22 protein-coding genes are annotated in these 19926 nt (G+C 70.8%); 17 read left to right on the forward strand and 5 right to left on the reverse strand.

Translation table 11 applies throughout. The features are described 5' to 3' along the window. The first annotated feature begins 38 nt into the window (after positions 1-38). The 6 genes from ACFUN8_RS16650 (at position 39) to ACFUN8_RS16675 (ending at position 5519) form a co-directional block, all read left to right on the forward strand. Complete coding sequence (locus ACFUN8_RS16650; RefSeq protein WP_383637221.1) at positions 39-632, forward strand: TetR/AcrR family transcriptional regulator; 594 nt, start codon at positions 39-41, stop codon at positions 630-632. A gap of 77 nt (positions 633-709) precedes the next feature. Then, the gene (locus tag ACFUN8_RS16655; protein ID WP_383637224.1) at positions 710-1471 is read left to right on the forward strand and encodes a response regulator transcription factor; all 762 of its coding nucleotides are present in this window, start codon (positions 710-712) and stop codon (positions 1469-1471) included. Then, positions 1458-3575, forward strand: a complete 2118-nt coding sequence (locus tag ACFUN8_RS16660) for a sensor histidine kinase (protein WP_383637227.1) — start codon at positions 1458-1460, stop codon at positions 3573-3575. Before ACFUN8_RS16655 ends, ACFUN8_RS16660 begins: the two co-directional genes overlap by 14 nt. Positions 3576-3698: 123 nt before the next feature. Next, positions 3699-4133: a hypothetical protein gene (locus ACFUN8_RS16665; protein ID WP_383637230.1), complete on the forward strand. Its 435-nt coding sequence runs from the start codon at positions 3699-3701 to the stop codon at positions 4131-4133. A gap of 189 nt (positions 4134-4322) precedes the next feature. Then, the gene (locus ACFUN8_RS16670; protein ID WP_383637233.1) at positions 4323-4922 is read left to right on the forward strand and encodes a class F sortase; all 600 of its coding nucleotides are present in this window, start codon (positions 4323-4325) and stop codon (positions 4920-4922) included. 90 nt (positions 4923-5012) lie between these two features. Further along, a complete protein-coding gene (locus ACFUN8_RS16675) occupies positions 5013-5519 on the forward strand; it encodes an ion channel (protein WP_383637236.1) in 507 nt (168 codons plus the stop codon). A 13-nt stretch (positions 5520-5532) separates the two neighbouring features. Here the strand turns inward: ACFUN8_RS16675 and ACFUN8_RS16680 are convergent, their stop codons facing one another. From ACFUN8_RS16680 to ACFUN8_RS16690, 3 genes are all read right to left on the reverse strand, one after another. Then, on the reverse strand, positions 5533-7191 hold the full coding sequence (locus ACFUN8_RS16680) for a flavin-containing monooxygenase (protein WP_383637239.1): 1659 nt from the start codon (positions 7189-7191) through the stop codon (positions 5533-5535). A 3-nt stretch (positions 7192-7194) separates the two neighbouring features. After that, positions 7195-7659: a cupin domain-containing protein gene (locus ACFUN8_RS16685; RefSeq protein ID WP_383637242.1), complete on the reverse strand. Its 465-nt coding sequence runs from the start codon at positions 7657-7659 to the stop codon at positions 7195-7197. A gap of 154 nt (positions 7660-7813) precedes the next feature. Further along, a complete protein-coding gene (locus ACFUN8_RS16690; protein WP_383637245.1) occupies positions 7814-8650 on the reverse strand; it encodes an IclR family transcriptional regulator in 837 nt (278 codons plus the stop codon). Between the two features lie 125 nt (positions 8651-8775). Here ACFUN8_RS16690 and ACFUN8_RS16695 point away from each other — a divergent pair, with 125 nt between their 5' ends. The 7 genes from ACFUN8_RS16695 to dmpG all read left to right on the forward strand — a co-directional run bounded on the left by ACFUN8_RS16695 (position 8776) and on the right by dmpG (position 14882). Further along, a complete protein-coding gene (locus ACFUN8_RS16695) occupies positions 8776-9552 on the forward strand; it encodes an SDR family oxidoreductase (RefSeq protein WP_383637330.1) in 777 nt (258 codons plus the stop codon). After that, complete coding sequence (locus ACFUN8_RS16700) at positions 9552-10055, forward strand: cupin domain-containing protein (protein ID WP_383637248.1); 504 nt, start codon at positions 9552-9554, stop codon at positions 10053-10055. The genes ACFUN8_RS16695 and ACFUN8_RS16700 overlap by 1 nt, the downstream gene beginning before the upstream one ends. Further along, positions 10052-11020 (forward strand): alpha/beta fold hydrolase, encoded by a 969-nt coding sequence (locus ACFUN8_RS16705; protein WP_383637251.1) that lies wholly within the window; start codon positions 10052-10054, stop codon positions 11018-11020. Before ACFUN8_RS16700 ends, ACFUN8_RS16705 begins: the two co-directional genes overlap by 4 nt. Then, positions 11017-11952, forward strand: coding sequence for a 2,3-dihydroxyphenylpropionate 1,2-dioxygenase (locus ACFUN8_RS16710; RefSeq protein WP_383637254.1), 936 nt, complete (start codon positions 11017-11019; stop codon positions 11950-11952). The genes ACFUN8_RS16705 and ACFUN8_RS16710 overlap by 4 nt, the downstream gene beginning before the upstream one ends. Positions 11953-12001: 49 nt before the next feature. After that, entirely contained in the window at positions 12002-12808 is an 807-nt protein-coding gene (locus ACFUN8_RS16715) for a 2-keto-4-pentenoate hydratase (protein ID WP_383637257.1), read from the forward strand. Continuing rightward, positions 12805-13749, forward strand: a complete 945-nt coding sequence (locus ACFUN8_RS16720; protein ID WP_383637260.1) for an acetaldehyde dehydrogenase (acetylating) — start codon at positions 12805-12807, stop codon at positions 13747-13749. Before ACFUN8_RS16715 ends, ACFUN8_RS16720 begins: the two co-directional genes overlap by 4 nt. Positions 13750-13859: 110 nt before the next feature. Further along, complete coding sequence (gene dmpG, locus ACFUN8_RS16725; RefSeq protein WP_383637333.1) at positions 13860-14882, forward strand: 4-hydroxy-2-oxovalerate aldolase; 1023 nt, start codon at positions 13860-13862, stop codon at positions 14880-14882. A 38-nt stretch (positions 14883-14920) separates the two neighbouring features. Here dmpG and ACFUN8_RS16730 read toward each other — a convergent pair whose 3' ends face one another. Beyond that, a complete protein-coding gene (locus ACFUN8_RS16730; RefSeq protein ID WP_383637263.1) occupies positions 14921-15370 on the reverse strand; it encodes a hypothetical protein in 450 nt (149 codons plus the stop codon). 156 nt (positions 15371-15526) lie between these two features. On the opposite strand from ACFUN8_RS16730, the gene ACFUN8_RS16735 reads away from it, so the two are divergent. From ACFUN8_RS16735 to ACFUN8_RS16750, 4 genes are all read left to right on the forward strand, one after another. After that, entirely contained in the window at positions 15527-16792 is a 1266-nt protein-coding gene (locus ACFUN8_RS16735) for an LAETG motif-containing sortase-dependent surface protein (protein WP_383637266.1), read from the forward strand. Positions 16793-16913: 121 nt separating this feature from the next. Then, positions 16914-17573 carry a DUF402 domain-containing protein gene (locus ACFUN8_RS16740; RefSeq protein WP_383637269.1) on the forward strand — a complete coding sequence of 220 codons (660 nt, stop codon included), beginning with the start codon at positions 16914-16916 and terminating at the stop codon, positions 17571-17573. 33 nt (positions 17574-17606) lie between these two features. Next, the gene (locus ACFUN8_RS16745; protein WP_383637272.1) at positions 17607-18170 is read left to right on the forward strand and encodes an exonuclease domain-containing protein; all 564 of its coding nucleotides are present in this window, start codon (positions 17607-17609) and stop codon (positions 18168-18170) included. 198 nt (positions 18171-18368) lie between these two features. Then, positions 18369-19070: an NAD(P)-dependent oxidoreductase gene (locus tag ACFUN8_RS16750; RefSeq protein ID WP_383637275.1), complete on the forward strand. Its 702-nt coding sequence runs from the start codon at positions 18369-18371 to the stop codon at positions 19068-19070. On the opposite strand, the gene ACFUN8_RS16755 is transcribed toward ACFUN8_RS16750, so the two are convergent. Continuing rightward, positions 19064-19822: a Type 1 glutamine amidotransferase-like domain-containing protein gene (locus tag ACFUN8_RS16755; protein ID WP_383637278.1), complete on the reverse strand. Its 759-nt coding sequence runs from the start codon at positions 19820-19822 to the stop codon at positions 19064-19066. The two genes, ACFUN8_RS16750 and ACFUN8_RS16755, sit on opposite strands and share 7 nt — an antisense overlap. Positions 19823-19926: the final 104 nt, after the last annotated feature.

Genomic DNA, 19926 nt, shown 5'->3' on the forward strand with positions numbered 1-19926 from the left:
TCTCTAGCGGTCACTACAGAACGCGTTACGATGGCGGCATGGCCACCAAACAGCGCGGCAGGCCCCGCTCCTTCGACCGCGACACGGCGCTGGAGCGGGCGACGATGACCTTCTGGGAACACGGCTACGAGACGACGTCCATCGCCGACCTGACCGGCGCCATGGGCATCGGAGCCCCCAGCCTGTATGCCGCGTTCGGCGACAAGAAGGCGCTCTTCGCCGAGGTCGTGGAGTCGTACGCGGTGCGATACGGCTCCTTCGGCGCCCGCGCGCTCGACGAGGAGCCGACGGCCCGCGCCGGCCTCGCACGGCTGCTCACCGAGACGGCGGCCGAGTTCACCGACCCGTCACACCCCCGTGGATGCCTGATGATCTGCGCGGCGGTCAACTGTGTGACTCCCGAGGTCGAGAAAGCCCTGCGGGAGCGGCGTGAGGCGAACATCGCCAGCTTCGAGACCCGAGTCCGCGCGGGCATGGCAACGGGCGAACTGCCCCCCGAAACGGACCCGTCCGCCCTCGCCCGATTCGTCGGCGCCATCATCCAGGGCATGTCCCAGCAGGCGCGCGACGGCGCCACGAGAGCGGAACTGCAGGGCGTGGCCGACACCGCGATGCGCGCCTGGCCCGTTTGAGACATCCACGGACCTCGGACCGGGATCTGCGATCCGCGCCAGAGGCCCGTCGCGGCACCGATCGCTACGATCGCGACGTGTGCGCAAACATCGTGGTTGCCGAAGACGACGTCAAACAGGCCGAATTGGTACGCCGCTACCTGGAACACGAGGGGCACGCCGTCACGGTGGTCGCCGACGGCCGGGCGGCTCTTGAGGAGGTACGGCGCGGGGAACCGGATCTGCTCGTACTCGATGTGATGATGCCCCGGGCCGACGGCCTCGACGTGGTGCGGATCCTGCGCGCCGAGTCCCGTGAGGTGCTGGTACTGATGCTGACGGCGCGCAGTACCGAGGACGATCTGCTGCTCGGACTGGACCTGGGCGCGGACGACTACATGACGAAGCCGTTCAGCCCTCGGGAGCTGATGGCCCGCGTACGCACCCTGCTGCGCCGCAACAGGCGTCCCGGCGCCCCCGCTTCAGGCTCCGCGAGCGCCGTACGCTCCACGCCCGCCACCGTCGAGGACGAGGCGCTGTCGGTGGGCACGCTCAGAGTCGATCCCGCTCGGCACGAGGTATCGGTCGGGGGGACACAGGTCATCTGCACCCCCGGCGAGTTCCGCATACTCGCCGCGATGGCCACGGAGCCCGACCGGGTCTTCACCCGTGAGCGGCTTCTCGAAGAACTGCACGGCTTCGACAAGTACATCAGCAACCGCACCGTCGACGTCCACATCATGCATCTGCGCAAGAAGATCGAGCACGCCCCACGGCGCCCGGTCCGGCTGCTGACCGTGTTCGGCGTCGGCTACAAACTGACGGACCCCGCGAAGAAGGTGCGCCATGCGCCGTCCTGAACAGTGGCGGAAGCAGCAAAAGACGCCACAGGAGCAGGAGCAGAAGGAGAGGCCGAAGGAGCAGAAGCAGCGGCGGAGGCCGCGCCTGCCACTCCGCAGGAGTCTGCTCGGCCGGCTGCTGATCGTGTCGGTGTCGGTGGCCTCCTGCGCGGTCGCCGCCACGGCCTGGCTCGCGGTGCAGACCACCTCAGGAGCGATCCGTCAGGAGCAGGGGCGGGACCTCAGCTCCGACGCGAAGATCTACGACTCGCTGCTGGGTTACGCGGCCACCCACCCCAGTTGGGAGAACGCCGAGGACACCGTGCGCGAGCTGGCCCGGAAGTCCCAACGCCGGATCGTGCTGACCACCGAGGACCGACGGCCCCTCTTCGACTCCGCCGATGGAACCTCCGCCGGCGCTCCGTCCGACACGCCGCTGCCGGCCCAGGCATCGGCAGTGGTCGATCCGCTCTCCGTCGACACGGTCCTGGTACCCGAGGACATGACCGCCGCCGGCGCTGACCGTGTCGATCCCCGGGCCGTGGGCCCCTTCCTGCTCCCCGCGAAGGAACGCACCGAGCTGCGGCGGATCACGGCCGAGCGGGTCGCGTGCCTGAGCTCGGTGGGCATCGCCGCGGACATGGTCGACAGCCCGAGCGGCCGGCCTCGGGTCGACTTCGTACGCGACGAGACCGAGCCCAGCCCGGAACTGAAGTGCCTGGCAGGCGAGTCGGACCCCACCCCGACCGAGGAGGAGGCCCTCCAGGAACTCGACGAACTGGCCGACGCCTGCCTGAAACGGCAGGGGCACAAGGGCACGACACTCAATCTCGACCTGTCCTGGGACCGGAGGTCCGTACAGCTCGACCCGTCCGCCACCAAGGCCCTCGCCGCGAAAATGGCGGCCGACCGGCAGCAGGCCGAGAAGCGGCAGACCAAACAGAAGGGGACCGAAGGGAAGCCGGTCACGGCCGCCGATCGCGGGTACGACCGGGCCATCGCCTCCTGCGTCGGCAGCGCCCGCCGCGAGCAGCTCACGGACTATGTCGCCGCGCCCGCACTGCTGTTCATCGACGGCACCGGCGCCGTCAGCGTGCCCGGCTTCGATCTCTCACCGGCGAACACCGCACGCATCGTCGGGGTCACGGCACTCGTCCTGGCTCTCACCGTGGGTGTCTCGGTGTTCGCCGGCGCCCGGCTCGTACGGCCCCTGCTAGCCCTCACCGGAGCCGCCCAGCGGATGCGGGACGGCCTGGACTCCGCACCGGTGCCGGTCGGCCCGGACAACGAGATCGGACGGCTGGCCGCGGCCTTCAACGACATGGCCGTGCACCGCGCCCGGCTGGAGGAGCAGCGCAAGGTGATGGTCAGCGATGTCGCCCACGAGCTGCGCACCCCGCTGAGCAACATCCGTGGCTGGCTGGAGGCGGCGCAGGACGGTCTGGCCGATCCGGACCCGGCGTTCGTCTCCTCGCTCCTGGAGGAAGCGGTCCAGCTCCAGCACATCATCGACGACCTGCAGGACCTGGGAGCGGCCGACGCGGGCGCGCTGCGCCTGCACCCGGAGCCGGTGTACGCCGACGAACTGCTCGGCCAGGTCGCCGCGGCGTACCAGGGCCCGGCCGAGACCGCCGGTGTCACCCTGACGGTCGCCGCGGCGACGCCCGGCCGGCCGGGGCCGTCGCTGTACGCCGATCCCGTCCGGCTCCGTCAGGCGGTCAGCAATCTTGTCTCCAACGCGGTACGGCACACACCGTCCGGCGGCCGGGTGACCCTGCGTTCGTACATGACCGGCTCCGAGGACGCGGTCGGGGACGAAGCCGGGAGCGAGGTGGCCCTGGAGGTGTCCGACACCGGCGCCGGCATCCCGGCGGACGACATCCCGCATGTGTTCGACCGCTTCTGGCGGGCGGAGAAATCCCGCAACCGGAGTACCGGCGGCAGCGGCCTCGGCCTGGCCATCGTGCTCAAACTCGCCGAGGCGCAGGGCGGAACGGCGAGTGTCGTGAGCACCGAGGGACAGGGATCGGTCTTCACCCTGCGGCTGCCGGCCGCGCCCGGCGAAGCGGCGGACAACACAGCCTCGGTGGCAGGCGCCGCCCGGCCTGACGCGATCAGGCCCTGATGCGATCAACATGACGCCCTGACAGCTTCTTCACAAGTGGTCGCCAGCCTGGAGCCCTGCCCGGAACCTGGTGCGATTCGGCATCCAGGTACGACCGAAGTCGGGCTGGAACTGGAGCCGTACATGTCTCACCGTCACCGCCTGCGTCTCGTCGTCCTGCCGGCCGTCGTGGCCGGGGCGATGCTCGTCCCCGTCTCCGCGGCCGTCGCCTCCGACGGGAAGCCGACGCCGTCCGCGTCGGTGGCCGATGAGGAGAAGTCCGTAGCCGAGAAGAAGAAGGAGGACGCCGCGAAGGAGCGGTCCGACAAGGACGCAGCCGCGAAGAAGGCCGCGGCCGCCAAGGAGGCCTCGGGCCAGGAAAAGATGACGAAGGAGAAAGCCGCGAAGAAGGCCGCGGCTGCCAAGCAGGCCCCGCGCGGCGGCGTCGCCGCGGGCGAGGCCCCGGCCGAAGACTCCGCGACGACCACCCTCGTCGGCTCGGCCGCCGGAGCGCTGCTCCTCGCGGGCGCCGGCACCTTCGTGGTACGTCGCCGCTCCGCCGCGCGGCGCGGTATCTGACCCGGCGTAACAGTGGCGCCGCCCTTCGCCGGGCGGCGCCATCGCACAGGTGGAACCCAGCCTGTCGCCCGCTCCTCGCGGGACCCGCCCCGTCGCCGACAACCGCCCTGTGCCGCACGGCACTCGGGCCCGCTTGTCCGGCCCGATCCGACAACGGGCCCCGCCCCCTGCCCTGTTCTGGAGCCCGCTGTGTCCCCTGCCCGCCTCGTTCTCGTCGTACCCGCGGTACTCATCGTGCTGACCGGCTGCTCCTCCACACCTGAGACGGCCGTCCCGGCCTCCGCCACCGGTCCCGCCACCACCGCCGGTACCCCATCGCCCCGATCCCCCAAGGCGGTTGGGCAGCCCGACACTCCCGTCGAGGTCGCCATCCCCTCGATCGGCGTGCGGAGTTCCCTGATGCAGCTGGGCCTCAACGCGGACGGAACCGTCGAGGTCCCGCCGCCCGAGAAGGGCATGACCGCGGGCTGGTACACCGGTGGCGCCACACCCGGCGAGGCCGGCGCGGCCGTCGTCATCGGCCACAACGACACCCGGTTCGGCAAGGCGGTCTTCCACGACCTCAAGAAGCTCACCAAGGGCGCGGACATCACCGTCCGCAACAGCCGGGGGGAGTCGGCGCGTTTCACCGTCACCGGCACCGAGAGCGTCAGCAAGGACGCATTTCCCACCGACAAGGTCTACGGCGACACGAAGGACCACGCCCTGCGGTTGATCACCTGCGACGGCGACTTCGACGCCCAGGGGCACCCGGTGAACAACCTCATCGTCTACGCCACGCTCGACTGACACACCTCGGCAGCAGTGGGCTCGCCGTGTCGTGCCGTGGCCCGTCGTGTCCTGCAGCTCGGCCGCCGCGCCGACGGTTAGTTTCGGTCCATGCCACCGATCTCGCCTGTCTATCTCCTCCGCAAGTTGCTGGGCAACGAGCGATGGCGGCGGCTGCATGTGAAGGCGTCCCTGTGGGCGGCCGTGGGCGTCGTTCTGGTCATGCTGATCGGCTCCTGGATCATCGTCCCGTGCGAGGCGTCGGCGCCCCGGGCGACCATCACCTCGTTCCCGCTCGCACTGTGGTGGTCCATCGAAACCGCGACGACCGTCGGGTACGGGGATCTGTATCCGGTCACCCCTGCCGGACGCGTCATCGCGGCCGTCGTGATGCTCGTCGGGATCGCCGTGTTCAGCATCGTCACCGCCTCCCTGGCCACCTGGTTCGTCGGCAGCGCCGCGCGCCGAGCCCGCCAGGTGGCTGAGGCGGTCGAACACGCCGAGGCGCGGGGGAGGGCGGACGCCGACCAGGAACTACGGGCGCTGCACGCCCGCTTCGACCGGCTTGAACACCTGATCACCCGCGAGGGCGGGCCCGGCTCCGGGGAGAGCCGATGAGCCCGTTGACCCCTTACGAAGCCGCCTCGGCCGCCCGGTCCGCCGGCGCGGGCTCCACGGCCGGCCGCGCGGGCCCGTCCACCGACGACCGGACCTCCGGCGCGCGGGGCGTCCCCAGACGCGCCATCAGCGCGGGGGTCACCCGCCGGTAGGCCGCCGGGTTGATGGGATTCAGCCAATGGACCGCGCGGACCAGGGGGTTGATGTTGAGGCCGAGATCGGTCAGCACCTCGTCGGCGTTGTGCATCGAGAACGGGATGATCTTCGTTCCCCGGCAGTGGTGCCGGTTCGTGGCCTCGTCCATGAAGGCGATCTGGTCGACCACCGCCTGCCGTCGCGCGGCCGGTTCGGGCAGTGGCAGCACGCCCCCGAGGTCGGCGGCGATCCAGAGCGCGGCCATCTCGGCGTTCAGCGGACTGAAGAGCGACGAGTTGTAGCCGTTGAAGTACAACCCCGGTACGCCGAGCGGCAGGATCTGCCGGTAGAGCATGAAGTTGCCGTGCTCGTCGAGGAGTTGGTCCCGCACCTCGTCGGCGAGGAACGGGACGCCCTGGGTGAAGCCGGTGGCGCAGACCACCAGGTCGGCGGGCAGCGTCGTACCGTCGCCGAGTTCCGCGAAGGGGCGGCCCGCCTCGGCGAACAGCCGGGTGATCGTACGGTCGCGGCGCACCGTGATCGCACCCGCGTCGACCGCCTCGAAGAAGCCCTCGGTGCCGAGTCCGATCGCCCCCTGGATGATCTGCTCCATCCGCCCCTTCGGGACCAGGCCGTGCTTCTCCAGTCCGTACTGCCGCACGGAGACCGAGCCGATCGAGTTGAGCATCCGCCGGCGCAGACCGTTGCCGGGCCCGTGCAGGAACCGTTCGACTCCCCGCAGCCGCCGATAGCGGAACAGGGCCTCCCCCATGCGCGTCAGCAGCAGCATCTTGAAGTTGAGGAAACCGCCGATCCTGCGCGGCACCTTCCAGAGCAACTGCCGGGCGATGACGTCGGTGCTGGTGGCGGTCCCGCTGATCGGTACGGCCACGTCGCACGCCGACTTGCCGTACCCCACCACGAGCACGTGCTTGTCGCGGGCCTCCTCCGCGTCGTGGAACGCGTTGCCGGCGCACAACCGGCCGCCGGCGGCGGTGAATTCGTCCAGGCCGGGATACGCGGGAACGGCGGGCTCACAGAACACGCCGTTGGCGACGACGATCCGGTCGAACCTCTCCCTGACCGGCGCGCCCGCTCCGTCCCGTACATCGGCATCCGCCAGGTCGGCATGCGGTGCGCCGGCGTCGTCCGCCACGTCGGTATCCGGTGCGTCGGCGTCCCGTACGTCGACGGTCCAGCCGCTCCCGTCCCCGTCCCCGGCCGCCCGCACGCGGGTCACCTCGGTCCGCAGCCGCAGGTGCGCCTCCAGCTCGAAGTGCCGGGCGTAGGCGGCGAGATAGCCCTGCACCTGGGCCCCGCTCGGCCACTCCGGCAGGTCCTTCGGCATGGGGAAGTCCGACAGGGCGTACTGCGTCTTCGGGCTCTGCGTCGACAGACCGGGGTAGCGCCGCGTCTCGCTCCACACACCCCCGACGTCCGGGGTCCGGTCGAAGACCACGACCTCGTGGCCCGCCTGCTTGAGCACCTTGGCCGTGGTCAGTCCGGCGACACCCGCGCCTATGATCCCGATCCTCATGGCTCAGTGCCCCCCGGGCGGCAGGTGCAGCACGATTCCGAAGTCGTCCATGATCGCCTTGATCCTGGAGATGTCCTTCGGTCCCGGCGGCATGGCGGCCAGGGCCTGGTAATAGCCTTCGAGGCCCGCCGGCGACACGACGGAGATCACCCGTGACTCCTCCGCGTACGGATTGCGGAAGGCGTGCGGCACATCGCGCGGCAGATACATGTAGTCGCCGAACTCAAGGACGTAGTCCTGGTCGCCGAGCGTGACGTCCAGCCGGCCGGCGAGACAGATGAAGGACTCGTCCTCGCGTGTGTGCGTGTGCAGCGGTGGTCCGTCGGTCTCCGGAGGGATCGCGTACTCGAACAGCGAGTACGCGTCGTGCGTCGACTTGCCGTCCGTCTTCATCGTGATGCCCAGCCCGATCGCGGCGATCTTCGTGCCGTCGCGCGAGGGAAGCAGATAGCCACCGCCGAGGGTCATTCGTGGGCCTCCTTCGGAGTTGTCACACCGTCAGTCGACCGGTGTGTCCTGGCTCACAGCGTGACGGGACGCGGGAGATCTTCCAAGCGCGCGTCCCGCTCACCGGGACACCTTCCGCTTACGGTCTCCCGGGAACCCTCGTCGGCCCCCGTGCTCACCGCCGTCGCGTGGAGTAGGCCCGCGAAGCGGCGGCGGCGGCCATCCGTACGGCGGGTCCGACGCGATCGGCGCGGACCAGTTCCGTCGGGCCCGTGACGGAGAGGGCGGCGACGGCGTCGCCGAGCGGCCCGAAGACCGGCGCGGCCACACAGTTCACTCCGGTGTTGCCCTCCTCCTGGTCCACCGCCCAGCCCCGGTCGGGAATGGCGGCCAGCTCACGCCGCAGCGCCACCGGGCTCGTGATGGTCCAGGGTGTACGCGGAGTGAGCCCGGCCTCGATCACCGCGTCGACGGTCGCGGCGTCGGACCACGCGAGGATGGCGCGTCCGAGACCCGAGCAGTGGGCCGGGATGGTGCCGCCGACCTGCGAGAGCATCGGCATCGGCCGGTGCCCGCTGATTTTTTCGACGACCAGTACCCGCGGGCTGTCGAGTACGCCGAGCTGCACCGTCGTACGGGTGGCTTGATAGAGGTCCTGGAGATACGGCAGTACGGCCTCACGCAGTTCGTGCCGGACCGGGGCAAGACCGGAGATCTCGAAGAGGCGGTTGCCGATCCGGTAACGGTCGCGTGGTTTGTCCAGCCAGCCCAGCCTGATCATGGTGTCGGCGGTGCGGTGCGTGGTCGAGCGGGGCAGACCGCTGCGCTGGACCAGCGCGGCGAGGGTCAGTTCGCGGTGGGTCGGTGTGAAGGCGCCGAGGATCGCCGCCGCGCGGTCGAGCGCGCCCATGCCGGCCGCGCCCGTACTCTCCGCGCCGGTGGTCTCCGCGCCCGCGCCGGCGGCCGTACCGCGCCCCTCTTTCGTACCGGTGTCCCGTTCAGTGGGACTCATGGTTGGTGCCTCGGTGTCATGCGGGTCAGGCTAGGGCTGTCTTCCGGATCGGGCCAGCTCCCACGAGCCCGGCACCGTCCGAAGGACAGGTCCACCCCCCCCACACCGACCTCAGGGAGACCGCCATCGCTGTTCGGACCGCACTCGTAGGTGGAGGAGCCACCGGTATCGGATACGCCACCGCCGAACAACTGGCGCTGGCCGGCCACCGGGTGGTCATCACAGGCAGACGTGCCGACGCCCTGGAGACGGCGGCGGCCGGTCTGCGGGAGAGCACCGGAGGAGACGTGCACTGGCTGGCCGGCGATCTGGCCGACCCCTTCTCCACGGACGCGGTGGCGGCCGAGGTCACCAGCCGGCACGGCTCCCTCGACATCCTCGTCCTCAACGCCGGCGGTCCGCCGCCCGGCCGGATCCTGGAGATCGACGACAAGCAGTGGCAGTCCGCGTTCGGCCTTCTGCTGCTCGGCCCCCTCGCACTGGCCCGGCTGGCGCTGCCCCGGATGGCGGCCCGCGGCTTCGGCCGCGTGGTGTTCCTGACCTCCACGGCGGTCCGGCAGCCGCAGCCGGATCTCGCGATATCCGTCGTGCTCCGCTCGGCGGTGACGGCGGCGGCCAAGCTGCTGGCGAGGGAGTTCGCGGCCGAGGGCGTGACGGTCAACTGTGTCGCACCGGGCCCGACCGCCACCGGGCGACGCGAGCAGATCCTGACCGCCCGCGCCACGGTCACCGGGCGCACCTACGCCGACCTCGACGCCCAGGACGCCGCGAGCGTCCCGGCCGGCCGCGCCGGGGAACCGGCCGAGATCGGAGCCGCCGTGGCCTTCCTGGCCTCGGCGGAAGCAAGCTACGTCAACGGGACGGTACTGACCGTCGACGGCGGACGAACGGAGACGATCTGATGGCCGAGTCGGGACCCGACTTCACCCTGGCGGACTTTCTCGGAGGTATCTCCGACACCGTCCGCCCCAGCACGGCGCGCCCGGTCGTGGTGCGGGCGGCGGAACTTGAGCGGCTGCCCGCCGACCAGGTGCACAACCCGACCGCGCTCTCCATCGCCGGTCGGCTGCCGACCACGACGTTCGAGATCTTCCGGCAGACGATCCCGGCCGGCGAGAGCTCCGACATGCAGCGCCACCATCACGAGACGGTGCACTACGTCATCTCGGGCGAGGGCCACAGCGAGGTCGAGGACGACACCGAGCCGTGGTCGAGCGGCGACTTCGTCTACACCCCGCCGTGGACGTGGCACCGCCACTACAACGACTCCACCGAGCATCCGGTCGAGTTCCTGACGATCGAGAACTCCCGGCTGCTCGGTCTGCTCGGTGTCGCACGCCGACAGAGCGCGGGCCTGGTCACGATGGCCGAGGCCCGTGCCAGATTCAAGGAGGAGAATTCATGAGCGGCCCGCCCGACCGAGTAGGGGTCCCCGACCACGCGGGTGCCCCCGATCACACCGGGGCCATCGACCGCGCGGATGCCCCTGACCGCGCCGGTCTCCCCGACCACATCAGCATCTGGGCCGAACTGGCCGATGTGGACCACGAGTTGCTGCATGTCGAGGTCGGTGGAGTCCGCACCCGCGTGCTGCGGGCGGGCTCCGGGCCCGATCTGATCCTCCTGCACGGCACCGGCGGGCATCTTGAGGCGTACGCCCGCGACATCGCCGGGCTGGCCGCCGACTTCCGCGTCACGCTCTACGACATGGTCGGCCACGGCTGGTCGGACCTGCCGGACACGCCGTACACCATCGACGTGCTCTCGGATCATCTGCTCGGCCTCATGGACGCGTTGGGCATCCGCAGCGCGCACCTGTCGGGCGAGTCGCTCGGCGGCTGGGTGGTGGCGTGGACGGCCGCGCACCACCCCGAGCGGGTGGACCGGCTGGTGCTCAACACCCCCGGCAACATAGCCAACAAGCCCGAAGTCATGACCCTCATGCGGGAGAGCACGCTGGCCGCCGTACGGGATCCCAGCGACGCGACCGTACGCCGCAGGGTGGAGTTCCTGTTCCACCACAAGGAGTTGGTGACCGACGAGCTGGTGAACCTGCGGCGGGCGGTCTACAGCAGGCCCGGATTCGTGCGGGCGATCACCAACACGCTGGTGCTCCAGGACCCCGTCGTACGCGAGGACTTCGCCTGGGACCCGGGGTGGGTCGGCAGGATCGGCGCGCGCACGCTGCTGCTGTGGACCGACCACGACCCGACCGGCGGACTCGACGAGGCCGCGACGCTCCTCCAGTGGCTGCCCGACGCCCGACTGCACGTCATCGAGGACGCAGGCCACTGGCCCCAGTGGGAGAAGGTCGACGAATACCTGCGCGCGCACCGCGACTTCCTGCTTCTCGACAAGGATCCGGCATGAGCGAGATCATCGGCTTCGTGGGGATGTCCCACTCTCCCTTCGTCACCATGCTGCCGCCCGACTCCGCCGAAGCGCCGGGCGGGGCCTTCCTCGGCGACGCCGCCAGGGTCGAGGCCGCGGTGGCGGAGCTGGCGCCGGACGCGATCGTCGTCATCGGCCCCGACCACTTCCACGCCAACTTCTACGACGTGATGCCGCCGTTCGTCCTCGGCGTCGAGGCGGCCGAGGGCTTCGGCGACTTCGGCAGCGCGTCGGGTCCGCTGCCGGTGGCCTCGGAACTGGCCTGGTCGATCCACGAGGGCCTGGCCGCCGCCGACTTCGACATCTCCCTGTCGTACGCACTCACCGTCGACCACGGCATCGTGCAGAGCTACAAGATGGTGTCGCACAAGGACGGAATCCCGCTCGTCCCGCTGATCGTCAACACCGCGGCGCCGCCGCTGCCCGGCATGGAGCGCTGTGTGGCACTGGGCAAGGCGCTGGGCGCGGCGATCCGGGGCTCCGACTTCGACGGGCGGGTGCTCGTCGTCGCCAGCGGCGGGCTGTCGCACTGGCTGCCCTCCAACGACCCCCGCGACGTGTCGGTCGCCGCTGAGAAGCGCGAGTCGCTGATCCACGGCCGCCGGGACACCCGCGCCTTCGCCGCGGCCCGGGAACCCCGGGTGCGCGCGATGGGCGGCGACCCCACCGCGCGGGTGAACGCCGACTGGGACAGCTGGTTCCTCGGACAACTCGCCGCCACCGACCTCGACTCCGTCACCGCGCTCGGGCACGAGGGCCTGGAGGCGGAGGCGGGCAGCGGTGGCCACGAGATCCGCTGCTGGCTGGTGGGACACGCCGCCGTCGGCGAGCCCCTGGTGTGGAGTTCGTACGAGCCGGTGCCCGAGTGGATCACCGGCATGGCCATCGGCACGACCTTCGAGATCGTCTGACATGCCCGCCGAGACGACACCCGGGGCACCCTCCGCGACACCCTCTGAGATGACCCCGTCCCCCCTCGGTCGCGCCGTCGCGGAGGCATCCCGCCGACTGACTGCGGCTCGCGAATCACACCGCCCCTGTCCACCGGTACGCGACCTCCTGCCGCCGGACGACATTCACGCGGCCTACGCCGTGCAGGCGCGATGGGTGGCCGGACGGGAGGCGGCGGGAGCCCGGGTCACCGGCCGCAAGATCGGCCTCACCAGCCCCAAGGTCCAAGCCCAACTCGGCGTGGACCAGCCCGACTTCGGGTTCCTGCTGGACGAGATGGCCTGCGCGGACGGCGCCCACGTCGACATCGGCCGGCTGATCCGGCCGAAGATCGAGGCGGAGGTCGCCTTCGTGCTCGCCACCGATCTCGACACCGAAGACCTCGGCCCGGCCGAGGTCGCCGCGGCGACCGGCCATGTGGTCGCCGCCCTGGAGATCGTGGACAGCCGGATCGCCGACTGGGACATCTCCCTCGTCGACACCGTGGCCGACAACGCCTCCTCCGGACTCTTCGTCCTCGGCTCCGAGCCACGGCCCCTCGACGGGCTGGATCTGGCCGCATGCGCGATGGTGCTGCGGCGCGGCGACGACGTGGTATCCACCGGTACGGGCGCCGAATGCCTCGGCGGTCCCGCCCTGGCAGTGGCCTGGCTGGCCCGCACCGCACGGGCCCACGGCCGGCCGCTGCGCGCGGGCGACATCGTGCTCTCCGGCGCACTCGGCCCGATGGTGCCGGTGACGCCGGGCGATGTCTTCGAGGCGGAGATCACCGGTCTCGGCACCGTCCGTACGAGCTTCACGGGAGGCAGTTCGTGAGCGAGTTCGTGACCAAGGTCGCGGTGATCGGCTCCGGCAACATCGGTACCGACCTCATGATCAAGGTGATGCGGCTGTCGGAGCGTCTGACGATGGCCGCGATGGTCGGTATCGACCCGGCGTCGGACGGCCTGGCGCGCGCAGCCCGGTTCGGTGTGCCCACGACGGCGGACGGTGTCGAGGGTCTGCTCGCGCTCCCCGGGGCCGACGAGATCGAGATCGTCTTCGACGCCACGTCGGCCGGCGCGCACCAGGCCAACGCACGGGCGCTCGCGCCGTACGGCAAACGGCTGATCGACCTCACACCGGCCGCACTCGGCCCGTTCGTCGTCCCCGCGGTGAATCTCGGTGAGCATCTGGACGCGCCCGATCTCAACATGGTGACCTGCGGGGGTCAGGCGACCATCCCGGTCGTCGCCGCCGTCTCACGGGTGACTCCCGTCCCGTACGCCGAGATCGTCGCGGCCATCGCGTCGAAGTCGGCCGGTCCGGGCACCCGCGCCAACATCGACGAGTTCACCGAGACCACGGCGACCGCGATCCGGACCGTCGGCGGGGCCGGCCGCGGCAAGGCGGTGATCATCCTCAATCCGGCCGAGCCACCGATGATCATGCGCGACACGGTGTCCTGTCTGATCGGCGATCCGGATCCCGCCACACACGAGCGGGTGGTCGCCTCCGTCGAGCGGATGGTCGCGGACGTGGCGGCGTACGTACCCGGCTACCGGCTCAAGCAGCGCGTACAGATCACCCCGCTCGACGACGACGTACGCACCCTGGCCGGAGACGCCCGCGTCACGCACCGGGTCAGTGTGTTTCTCCAGGTGGAGGGTGCGGGCCACTATCTGCCCGCGTACGCCGGGAATCTCGACATCATGACCTCGGCCGCCCTGGCGGTCGCCGAGCGCATCGCCAACCACCCGGCGCGGGAGGCCATCTGATGACCCGTCGACCGCCCCGTGCAGAGACCCATCCACAGCCCCATCCACAGATCCATCCGCCGACCCGTCCATCGACCCATCCACTGACCTGTCCATCCATCGGTCCGTCGATCGGTCGACCTGACCGTCGGCTGTTCGTCCAGGACGTCACACTCCGGGACGGTATGCACGCGATGCGCCACCGGATCACCCCGGAGCAGGTCGCCCGGATCGCCGGAGCGCTGGACGCCGCCGGGGTCGACGGCATCGAGGTCGCGCACGGCGACGGACTGGCCGGCGGCAGTCTCACCTACGGCCCGGGGAGTCACACGGACTGGGAGTGGATCGAGGCGGCGGCCGGGGCGATCACCCGCGCCCGGCTCACCACACTCCTGCTGCCCGGCATCGGCACGGTCAAGGAGCTGCGACAGGCGTTCGCGCTGGGCGTTCGGTCGGTGCGGGTCGCCACACACTGCACCGAGGCCGACGTGTCGGCTCAACACATCGCGACGGCGCGCGAGTTGGGCATGGACGTGGCGGGCTTCCTGATGATGAGTCACCTGGCCGCCCCGGCCGAACTGGCCAACCAGGCACGGCTGATGGAGTCGTACGGCGCGCACTGCGTGTACGTCACCGACTCAGGCGGGCGCCTCACGGTGAACGGGGTCCGCGAACGGGTCCGGGCCTATCGCGACACGCTCGACCCCGACACCGGGATCGGCATCCACGCGCACGAGAACCTGTCGCTGTCGGTGGCCAACTCGCTGGCCGCGGCCGAGGAGGGCGCGACCCGGGTCGACGCCTCGCTCGCGGGCCACGGCGCGGGCGCCGGCAACTGCCCCCTCGAACCCTTCGTCGCGGTCGCCACGTTGGAGGGCTGGGAACACGGCTGCGACCTGTTCGCCCTCCAGGACGCCGCCGAGGATCTCGTCCGCCCACTCCAGGACCGGCCGATCCGGGTCGACCGCGAGACGCTGACCCTCGGATACGCCGGGGTCTACTCCAGCTTCCTGCGCCACGCCGAGACGGCGGCCCGCCAACACGGCGTTGGTGTGCGCGACTTGCTGGTGGAGGCCGGGAGACGGGGTCTGGTCGGCGGGCAGGAGGACATGCTGGTCGACATCGCGCTGGACCTGCCGGAGGGGCGGGGCTGAACGGTCGGCGCCGGGTCGGGCGGGGGCCGGGCACCGCGTCAGAGACCGCCGGGCCCGTTCGTGTGGGAGGGCCGGTATCTCTTCAGCCACCAGCCCTCTCCGAGCAGGGCCGCGACCTCCGGCCGCATGCCGATACGGTGCTGCCACCCCCCGTGCTCGTGCGTCAGGGGCGGGGTCCTTTCGCGGTCCCGCCTGACCAGCGCCACCAGGGAGAACACGAACATCCCGAGGAGCAGCAGAGCCACGGCACCAAGAACGAACGAGCGCAGACCAACGGCGAACACACCTGCCGTGGGGGTCCCTATCAGCGCGACGAAGAAGCCGACGTCCGTCGCGGACGTTCCCCCGGCGCGATGGGCCTCGTATCTGCACCGGCAGTCCGCGCAGCCGGGGATGTCGACCGTACGAGGGCCGTCGCCTCCCGCCAACTCGACGCGGTACACCTGCCCGGCGTCCACCGGGTCGCCGCACAGCCAACATTCACGCATCGCTCCAGCGTCGCAGACGTCACCAGCGGCGGCCAAGAGTCGGCGAGGCGCCCGCACGCGTGCAACCGTTCGGTATCGACAGGTGTCTTAGCGGTAGAGGGGCTGTTCTCCCGGAGGACATCGTCCGTTCACCCGCGTCCTACAGAGGTCTATTCAATGCCGATCCCCCCACGCAACCGTGGCGACCGTCGCACCTCCCGTACCGCCGTCGCCGCGCTGAGCGCCGCCGGCCTGGTCGCGCTGTGCGCAGCCGCCCCCACCGCGTTCGCCGACGAGACCGCACCCGGGCTGGTCCTGGGAGACATCGCCCCGATCGAGGGCGTGAAGCCGGGCAGCAGCTTCGACCCGTCGGTCACCGTGGTGAACAAGGGCACCCAGGCCGTCGACGCGGTGTGGGTCTACTACTCCGTCACGCGGGGCCTCGGCTACGCGGAGATCCCGTCCAACTGCCAGGCCCATCAGGTCCCCTCGTACGACGAGATGACCGAGAAGTCGAACGTGGTGTGCAAGTTCGACCAGGCCGTGGAGCCCGGCGCCGTATACGCGCCCGAGAAGCCTCTCGCGGTAAAGGCGCTGCCCCGCGCGCTCAACGACGACCTGCGTGTGACCGTCGGGGACACCGAGCCGGGACTGGACGAGGCCGCCACCACCCCGGTGGCCGGGACCGCACCGGCGGTGAAGCTGGTCGAGCACGCGGCCGGGGGCGCGGCCACCAAGGACGCCGTCGACGTGCCGGTCACCTCCGTCAACACGGCCGACTACCAGGTCACAGGGGACGCCCTGAAGGGCGCCGTCGGCGACACGGTGACACTGACGGCTGAGTTCGCCAACGTCGGGCCCGCCTGGGTGCTGACCAAGGAGGGGGACCCGCTCGTCGAGGTCCTCATCACGCCCCCCGCCGGGACGTCGGTCGCCAAGTCTCACGGGTTCTGCGAGGCCAAGGGCAAGGCGCTGGCCTGCGGTACGAGTCAGAGGTGGGTCAACGAGGGCGGGGGAGAGACCTACACGATCAAGCTGAAGATCGACAAGCAGGTGGCCGGCGCCAAGGGCTCGGTGGCGCTGAGCACCGAGGCACGCCCGTTCGACCCCGACAAGGCCAACGACAAGGCCGACATCACGCTGGATGTGACGGGCGGCGGTTCGTCGACCGGTTCGTCGACCGGTTCATCGGGCTCGACCGGCAGCTCGACCAACGGCTCGGGCGGCTCGGGCAGTTCGGGCTCAAGTGGCTCGGACTCGGGTGGCTCTGCCGGGGGCTCCTCCTCGACCGGCGGTACGGGCTCGACGACCGGCGGCAACCTGGCCGCCACCGGGTCCTCCTCGGCGACGCTGCCGATCGCGGTCGCGGCGGCCGCGGCGGTGGTCGTGGGCGCGGGCGGCCTCGTCGCGGTACGCCGCCGCCGCGCCCAGCACACGGGCTGACACCTACAGGCGTATCCCGCCCCACTCGCGGCCGGCATTCACGGGGATCGAATGCCGGCCGTCGGCACGCGCGCGTGGTGGCTCGCGTGATGACGCGTGCCCCGGCTCGTATGGTGAGCGGATGAGGACGTTCGACGTCGGTGAGACGGTGACACGGCGGGACATGTACCGGGACCGGGTGTGGAGCGCGCAGGCGATGCGCGTCATCGCCGACACCGACGAGGCGTTGGTGACGGCGTGCGTGCCCGGAGCCGAGGCGCGCTGGGCGTCGCTGTACGCCAAGGCCCGCGACGACGACGACCGTTCGGTGCGTACGTCCGCCTTCGACGCGATGGCGACGGGGGAGTGGGATCTGGCTCCCGGCGTATGGCAGGACACCGAAGTGCTGCTGTGGAAGCCGCCGCGGGCGTGGTTCAGCGTCAACGCCTTCTTCGCCCCCGACCATGTCGGCGCGCACCGGCTCCGGAACTGGTACGTCAACTTCGAGCACCCCACCCGCCGTGCGGCGGACGGGTTCGACACCTTCGACCTGACCGTCGATCTCGTCGTCGCCCCCGACCTGAGCACGCTGCGGTGGAAGGACGAGGACGAGTACGCCCACGTCCGGCGCCTCGGCATCGTCACCGACACCGAGCACCGGGCGGTGGAGTCGGCCCGCGCCCAGGTGCTCGCCATGCTCGAACAGCGCGCGGGGCCGTTCGCGGAGGCCGACCGGTGGGCGGCCTGGCGGTGGGACCCGTCCTGGCCCGTGCCGTGCCTCCCGGCCGGGAAATCCGGATGACCTCCAACGCGGCTGTTCCTACGCTCACTTCTCATGGACGATGCCGAGTACCTGCTCAACGTGGTCGACGTCGAAGCGACATGCTGGGAGGGACCACCGCCGCCCGGCCAGGTGAACGAGATCATCGAGATCGGGCTCACGGTCGTTGACCTGCGTGCGGGGGAACGCCTCGCCAAGCACCGGCTGCTGGTCCGCCCGGCACGCTCGAAGGTCAGCCCGTTCTGCACGGAGCTGACCGGGCTGACGCAGGCCGAGGTGGACGCGGGCCTGTCGTTCGCCGACGCGTGCCGCACGCTGGCCGCCCGGCACCGGACGGGCCTGCTGCCCTGGGCCAGTTGGGGCGATTACGACCGTAACCAGTTCACCCGCCAGTGCCGGCGGACGGATACGACGTACCCCTTCGGCCGCCGCCACACCAACGCGAAGGCCGCCTTCACCGTCTCCTACGCCCTGCGGCGACGCCCCGGGATGGCCCAGGCACTGCGGGCGGCCGGCCTCCCTCTCGAAGGCCGCCACCACCGAGGCGACGACGACGCGTGGAACATCGCCGCTCTGGTGCTGGATCTGGCGAGACGCGGCGACTGGCCCGCCGGCTGACCCGGTTGAACTCCCCGGCCGCGGCGTGCTTCTGAAACAGCAGAGTGGTCAGGCGCAGCGCCCCTGACATTCCCAATTCCAGCACCACCTCCCTCAGGATATTGGTGGCCGTATCAGAACTGCACGCCGTATAGTTGACGCACGGCGTCAATGTGCGTGGCAGTGGCCGGCACGGAGACCGCGAACAAGGGGAGAGCCATGCACATCGGAGTGATCGGTGCCACCGGCACCATCGGCAGCCGGGTCGTCACGGAGGCACTCGGCCGGGGCCACCGCGTCACGGCACTCAGCCGTGACGCCTCGCGGATCGACGAACACCGCGCGAACGTCACCTGGGCGAGCGTGGACATCCTCGACCCCGCGAGCATCGCCGCCGTCCTGCCGGGCCTGGACGTACTGATCAGCGGGTTCCAACCCGGCAACGCGGCCAAGGACATGGCGGACACCCTGCGGCGTTCCATAGCCGACCCCGCGGTCCACACCACCGCCGCCCGAGCGCTGCTCAAGGCTCTGGAGAGCCACCCCAGAACCCGGCTGATCGTCATCGGCGGCGCCGGCAGTCTGGAGAGAGAACCGGGAGTGGTGCTCGCCGACTCCGAGGGCCTTCTGCACGAGACCCTCGACAAGCTCGGGCTGCCGCGCGAGTACGCGGCAGCGGTACGCGGAGCCCGGGACGCCCTGAACGTCCTGCGGACGTCGAACCGCCTCTGGACCTACTTCAGTCCCGCCGAGGACATCGCCCCCGGTGAACGCACCGGCCGATTCCGGGTCGGCGGCGACCAGTTGGTCACGGATGCCGACGGAGTCAGTCGTATCTCCGCGGAGGACGCCGCCGTCGCCCTGGTCGACGAGGTGGAGCTGCCCCGCTTCGTCCAGCGCCGCTTCACGATCGGCTACTGAACGGCTGGGCCGACCTGCCGACGGGCCGGCACACCACGAAGCGGTCCGCCCAGCGGACGGCACACCACCGCTCGCTCGGTGACGTCATCCTCGCCGTCCGGCTCCACTCGGTACAGGCCGGCGTCCGGGGCGCGGGTCACGGTCTCCGTCAGGAGCCCGTCCGTGAAAAGGGCCCCCACACCGTCGTCCACCGCCCATCCGGCGGGCAGCGTGCCGGTCGCCACGGCCTTCCGGTACGAGGGACGGCGGCCCGGTTCGCTGTCGTAGTGCGGACACACCGATCCCGGCAGCAGCCCCAACCCGTCGGGCAGGGACGTCAGAGGGCCGAAGGAGTCGGTGTGCGAGCCCTCGGCCCAGCAGTTCGCGCCGGCGCTGATCCCGCACAGGAGCGTTCCGCCGTCGTACGCCTCGCGCAACAGCCGGTCCACGCCGTGTGTACGCCAGACCGCGAGCAGGTTCGCGGTACTGCCGCCACCGACGTACACGACGTCCTGGGCGAGCAGAAAGGTCCGCAGGGCGTCGGCGTCGAGTTCGCGCCGGAACAGCCGCAGGACGGACGGTTCGCAGTCGCGTGACCGGAAGGCGGTGAGGAACTGCTCGATGTACGCGGGGGTGTCGCCCGTGGCCGTGGGAGCGAAGCACACCTTGGGCCGGGGACCGCGCGCGTGGCCGAGCACCCAGTCGTCCAGCAGCCCGTCGTCGTCCGTGGAGAAGCCTCCGCCGAGGAGAGCGAGACGGCGAGTGGGTTTCATGGCCACGGCGGTGCCTCCTCGGCGGACGGACGCGGGGCTGGCGGGTGTGTCGAACAATGCCGGGGCCTGTCCGTGCCCGCAATCGAATAGAAGCCGGTCGGCAC

The sequence above is a fragment of the Streptomyces sp. NPDC057307 genome (assembly GCF_042667665.1).
Lineage (GTDB): Bacteria > Actinomycetota > Actinomycetes > Streptomycetales > Streptomycetaceae > Streptomyces.

What these genes read in the sequence shown, in the direction of transcription:
- ACFUN8_RS16650 (WP_383637221.1), top strand. Translation starts at nt 39, where the DNA reads ATGGCCACCAAACAGCGCGGCAGGCCCCGCTCCTTCGACCGCGACACG.
- ACFUN8_RS16660 (WP_383637227.1), top strand. Translation starts at nt 1,458, where the DNA reads ATGCGCCGTCCTGAACAGTGGCGGAAGCAGCAAAAGACGCCACAGGAG.
- ACFUN8_RS16665 (WP_383637230.1), top strand. Translation starts at nt 3,699, where the DNA reads ATGTCTCACCGTCACCGCCTGCGTCTCGTCGTCCTGCCGGCCGTCGTG.
- ACFUN8_RS16675 (WP_383637236.1), top strand. Translation starts at nt 5,013, where the DNA reads ATGCCACCGATCTCGCCTGTCTATCTCCTCCGCAAGTTGCTGGGCAAC.
- ACFUN8_RS16680 (WP_383637239.1), bottom strand. Translation starts at nt 7,191, where the DNA reads ATGAGGATCGGGATCATAGGCGCGGGTGTCGCCGGACTGACCACGGCC.
- ACFUN8_RS16685 (WP_383637242.1), bottom strand. Translation starts at nt 7,659, where the DNA reads ATGACCCTCGGCGGTGGCTATCTGCTTCCCTCGCGCGACGGCACGAAG.
- ACFUN8_RS16690 (WP_383637245.1), bottom strand. Translation starts at nt 8,650, where the DNA reads ATGAGTCCCACTGAACGGGACACCGGTACGAAAGAGGGGCGCGGTACG.
- ACFUN8_RS16700 (WP_383637248.1), top strand. Translation starts at nt 9,552, where the DNA reads ATGGCCGAGTCGGGACCCGACTTCACCCTGGCGGACTTTCTCGGAGGT.
- ACFUN8_RS16705 (WP_383637251.1), top strand. Translation starts at nt 10,052, where the DNA reads ATGAGCGGCCCGCCCGACCGAGTAGGGGTCCCCGACCACGCGGGTGCC.
- ACFUN8_RS16710 (WP_383637254.1), top strand. Translation starts at nt 11,017, where the DNA reads ATGAGCGAGATCATCGGCTTCGTGGGGATGTCCCACTCTCCCTTCGTC.
- ACFUN8_RS16715 (WP_383637257.1), top strand. Translation starts at nt 12,002, where the DNA reads ATGACCCCGTCCCCCCTCGGTCGCGCCGTCGCGGAGGCATCCCGCCGA.
- ACFUN8_RS16730 (WP_383637263.1), bottom strand. Translation starts at nt 15,370, where the DNA reads ATGCGTGAATGTTGGCTGTGCGGCGACCCGGTGGACGCCGGGCAGGTG.
- ACFUN8_RS16735 (WP_383637266.1), top strand. Translation starts at nt 15,527, where the DNA reads ATGCCGATCCCCCCACGCAACCGTGGCGACCGTCGCACCTCCCGTACC.
- ACFUN8_RS16740 (WP_383637269.1), top strand. Translation starts at nt 16,914, where the DNA reads ATGAGGACGTTCGACGTCGGTGAGACGGTGACACGGCGGGACATGTAC.
- ACFUN8_RS16745 (WP_383637272.1), top strand. Translation starts at nt 17,607, where the DNA reads ATGGACGATGCCGAGTACCTGCTCAACGTGGTCGACGTCGAAGCGACA.
- ACFUN8_RS16750 (WP_383637275.1), top strand. Translation starts at nt 18,369, where the DNA reads ATGCACATCGGAGTGATCGGTGCCACCGGCACCATCGGCAGCCGGGTC.
- ACFUN8_RS16755 (WP_383637278.1), bottom strand. Translation starts at nt 19,822, where the DNA reads ATGAAACCCACTCGCCGTCTCGCTCTCCTCGGCGGAGGCTTCTCCACG.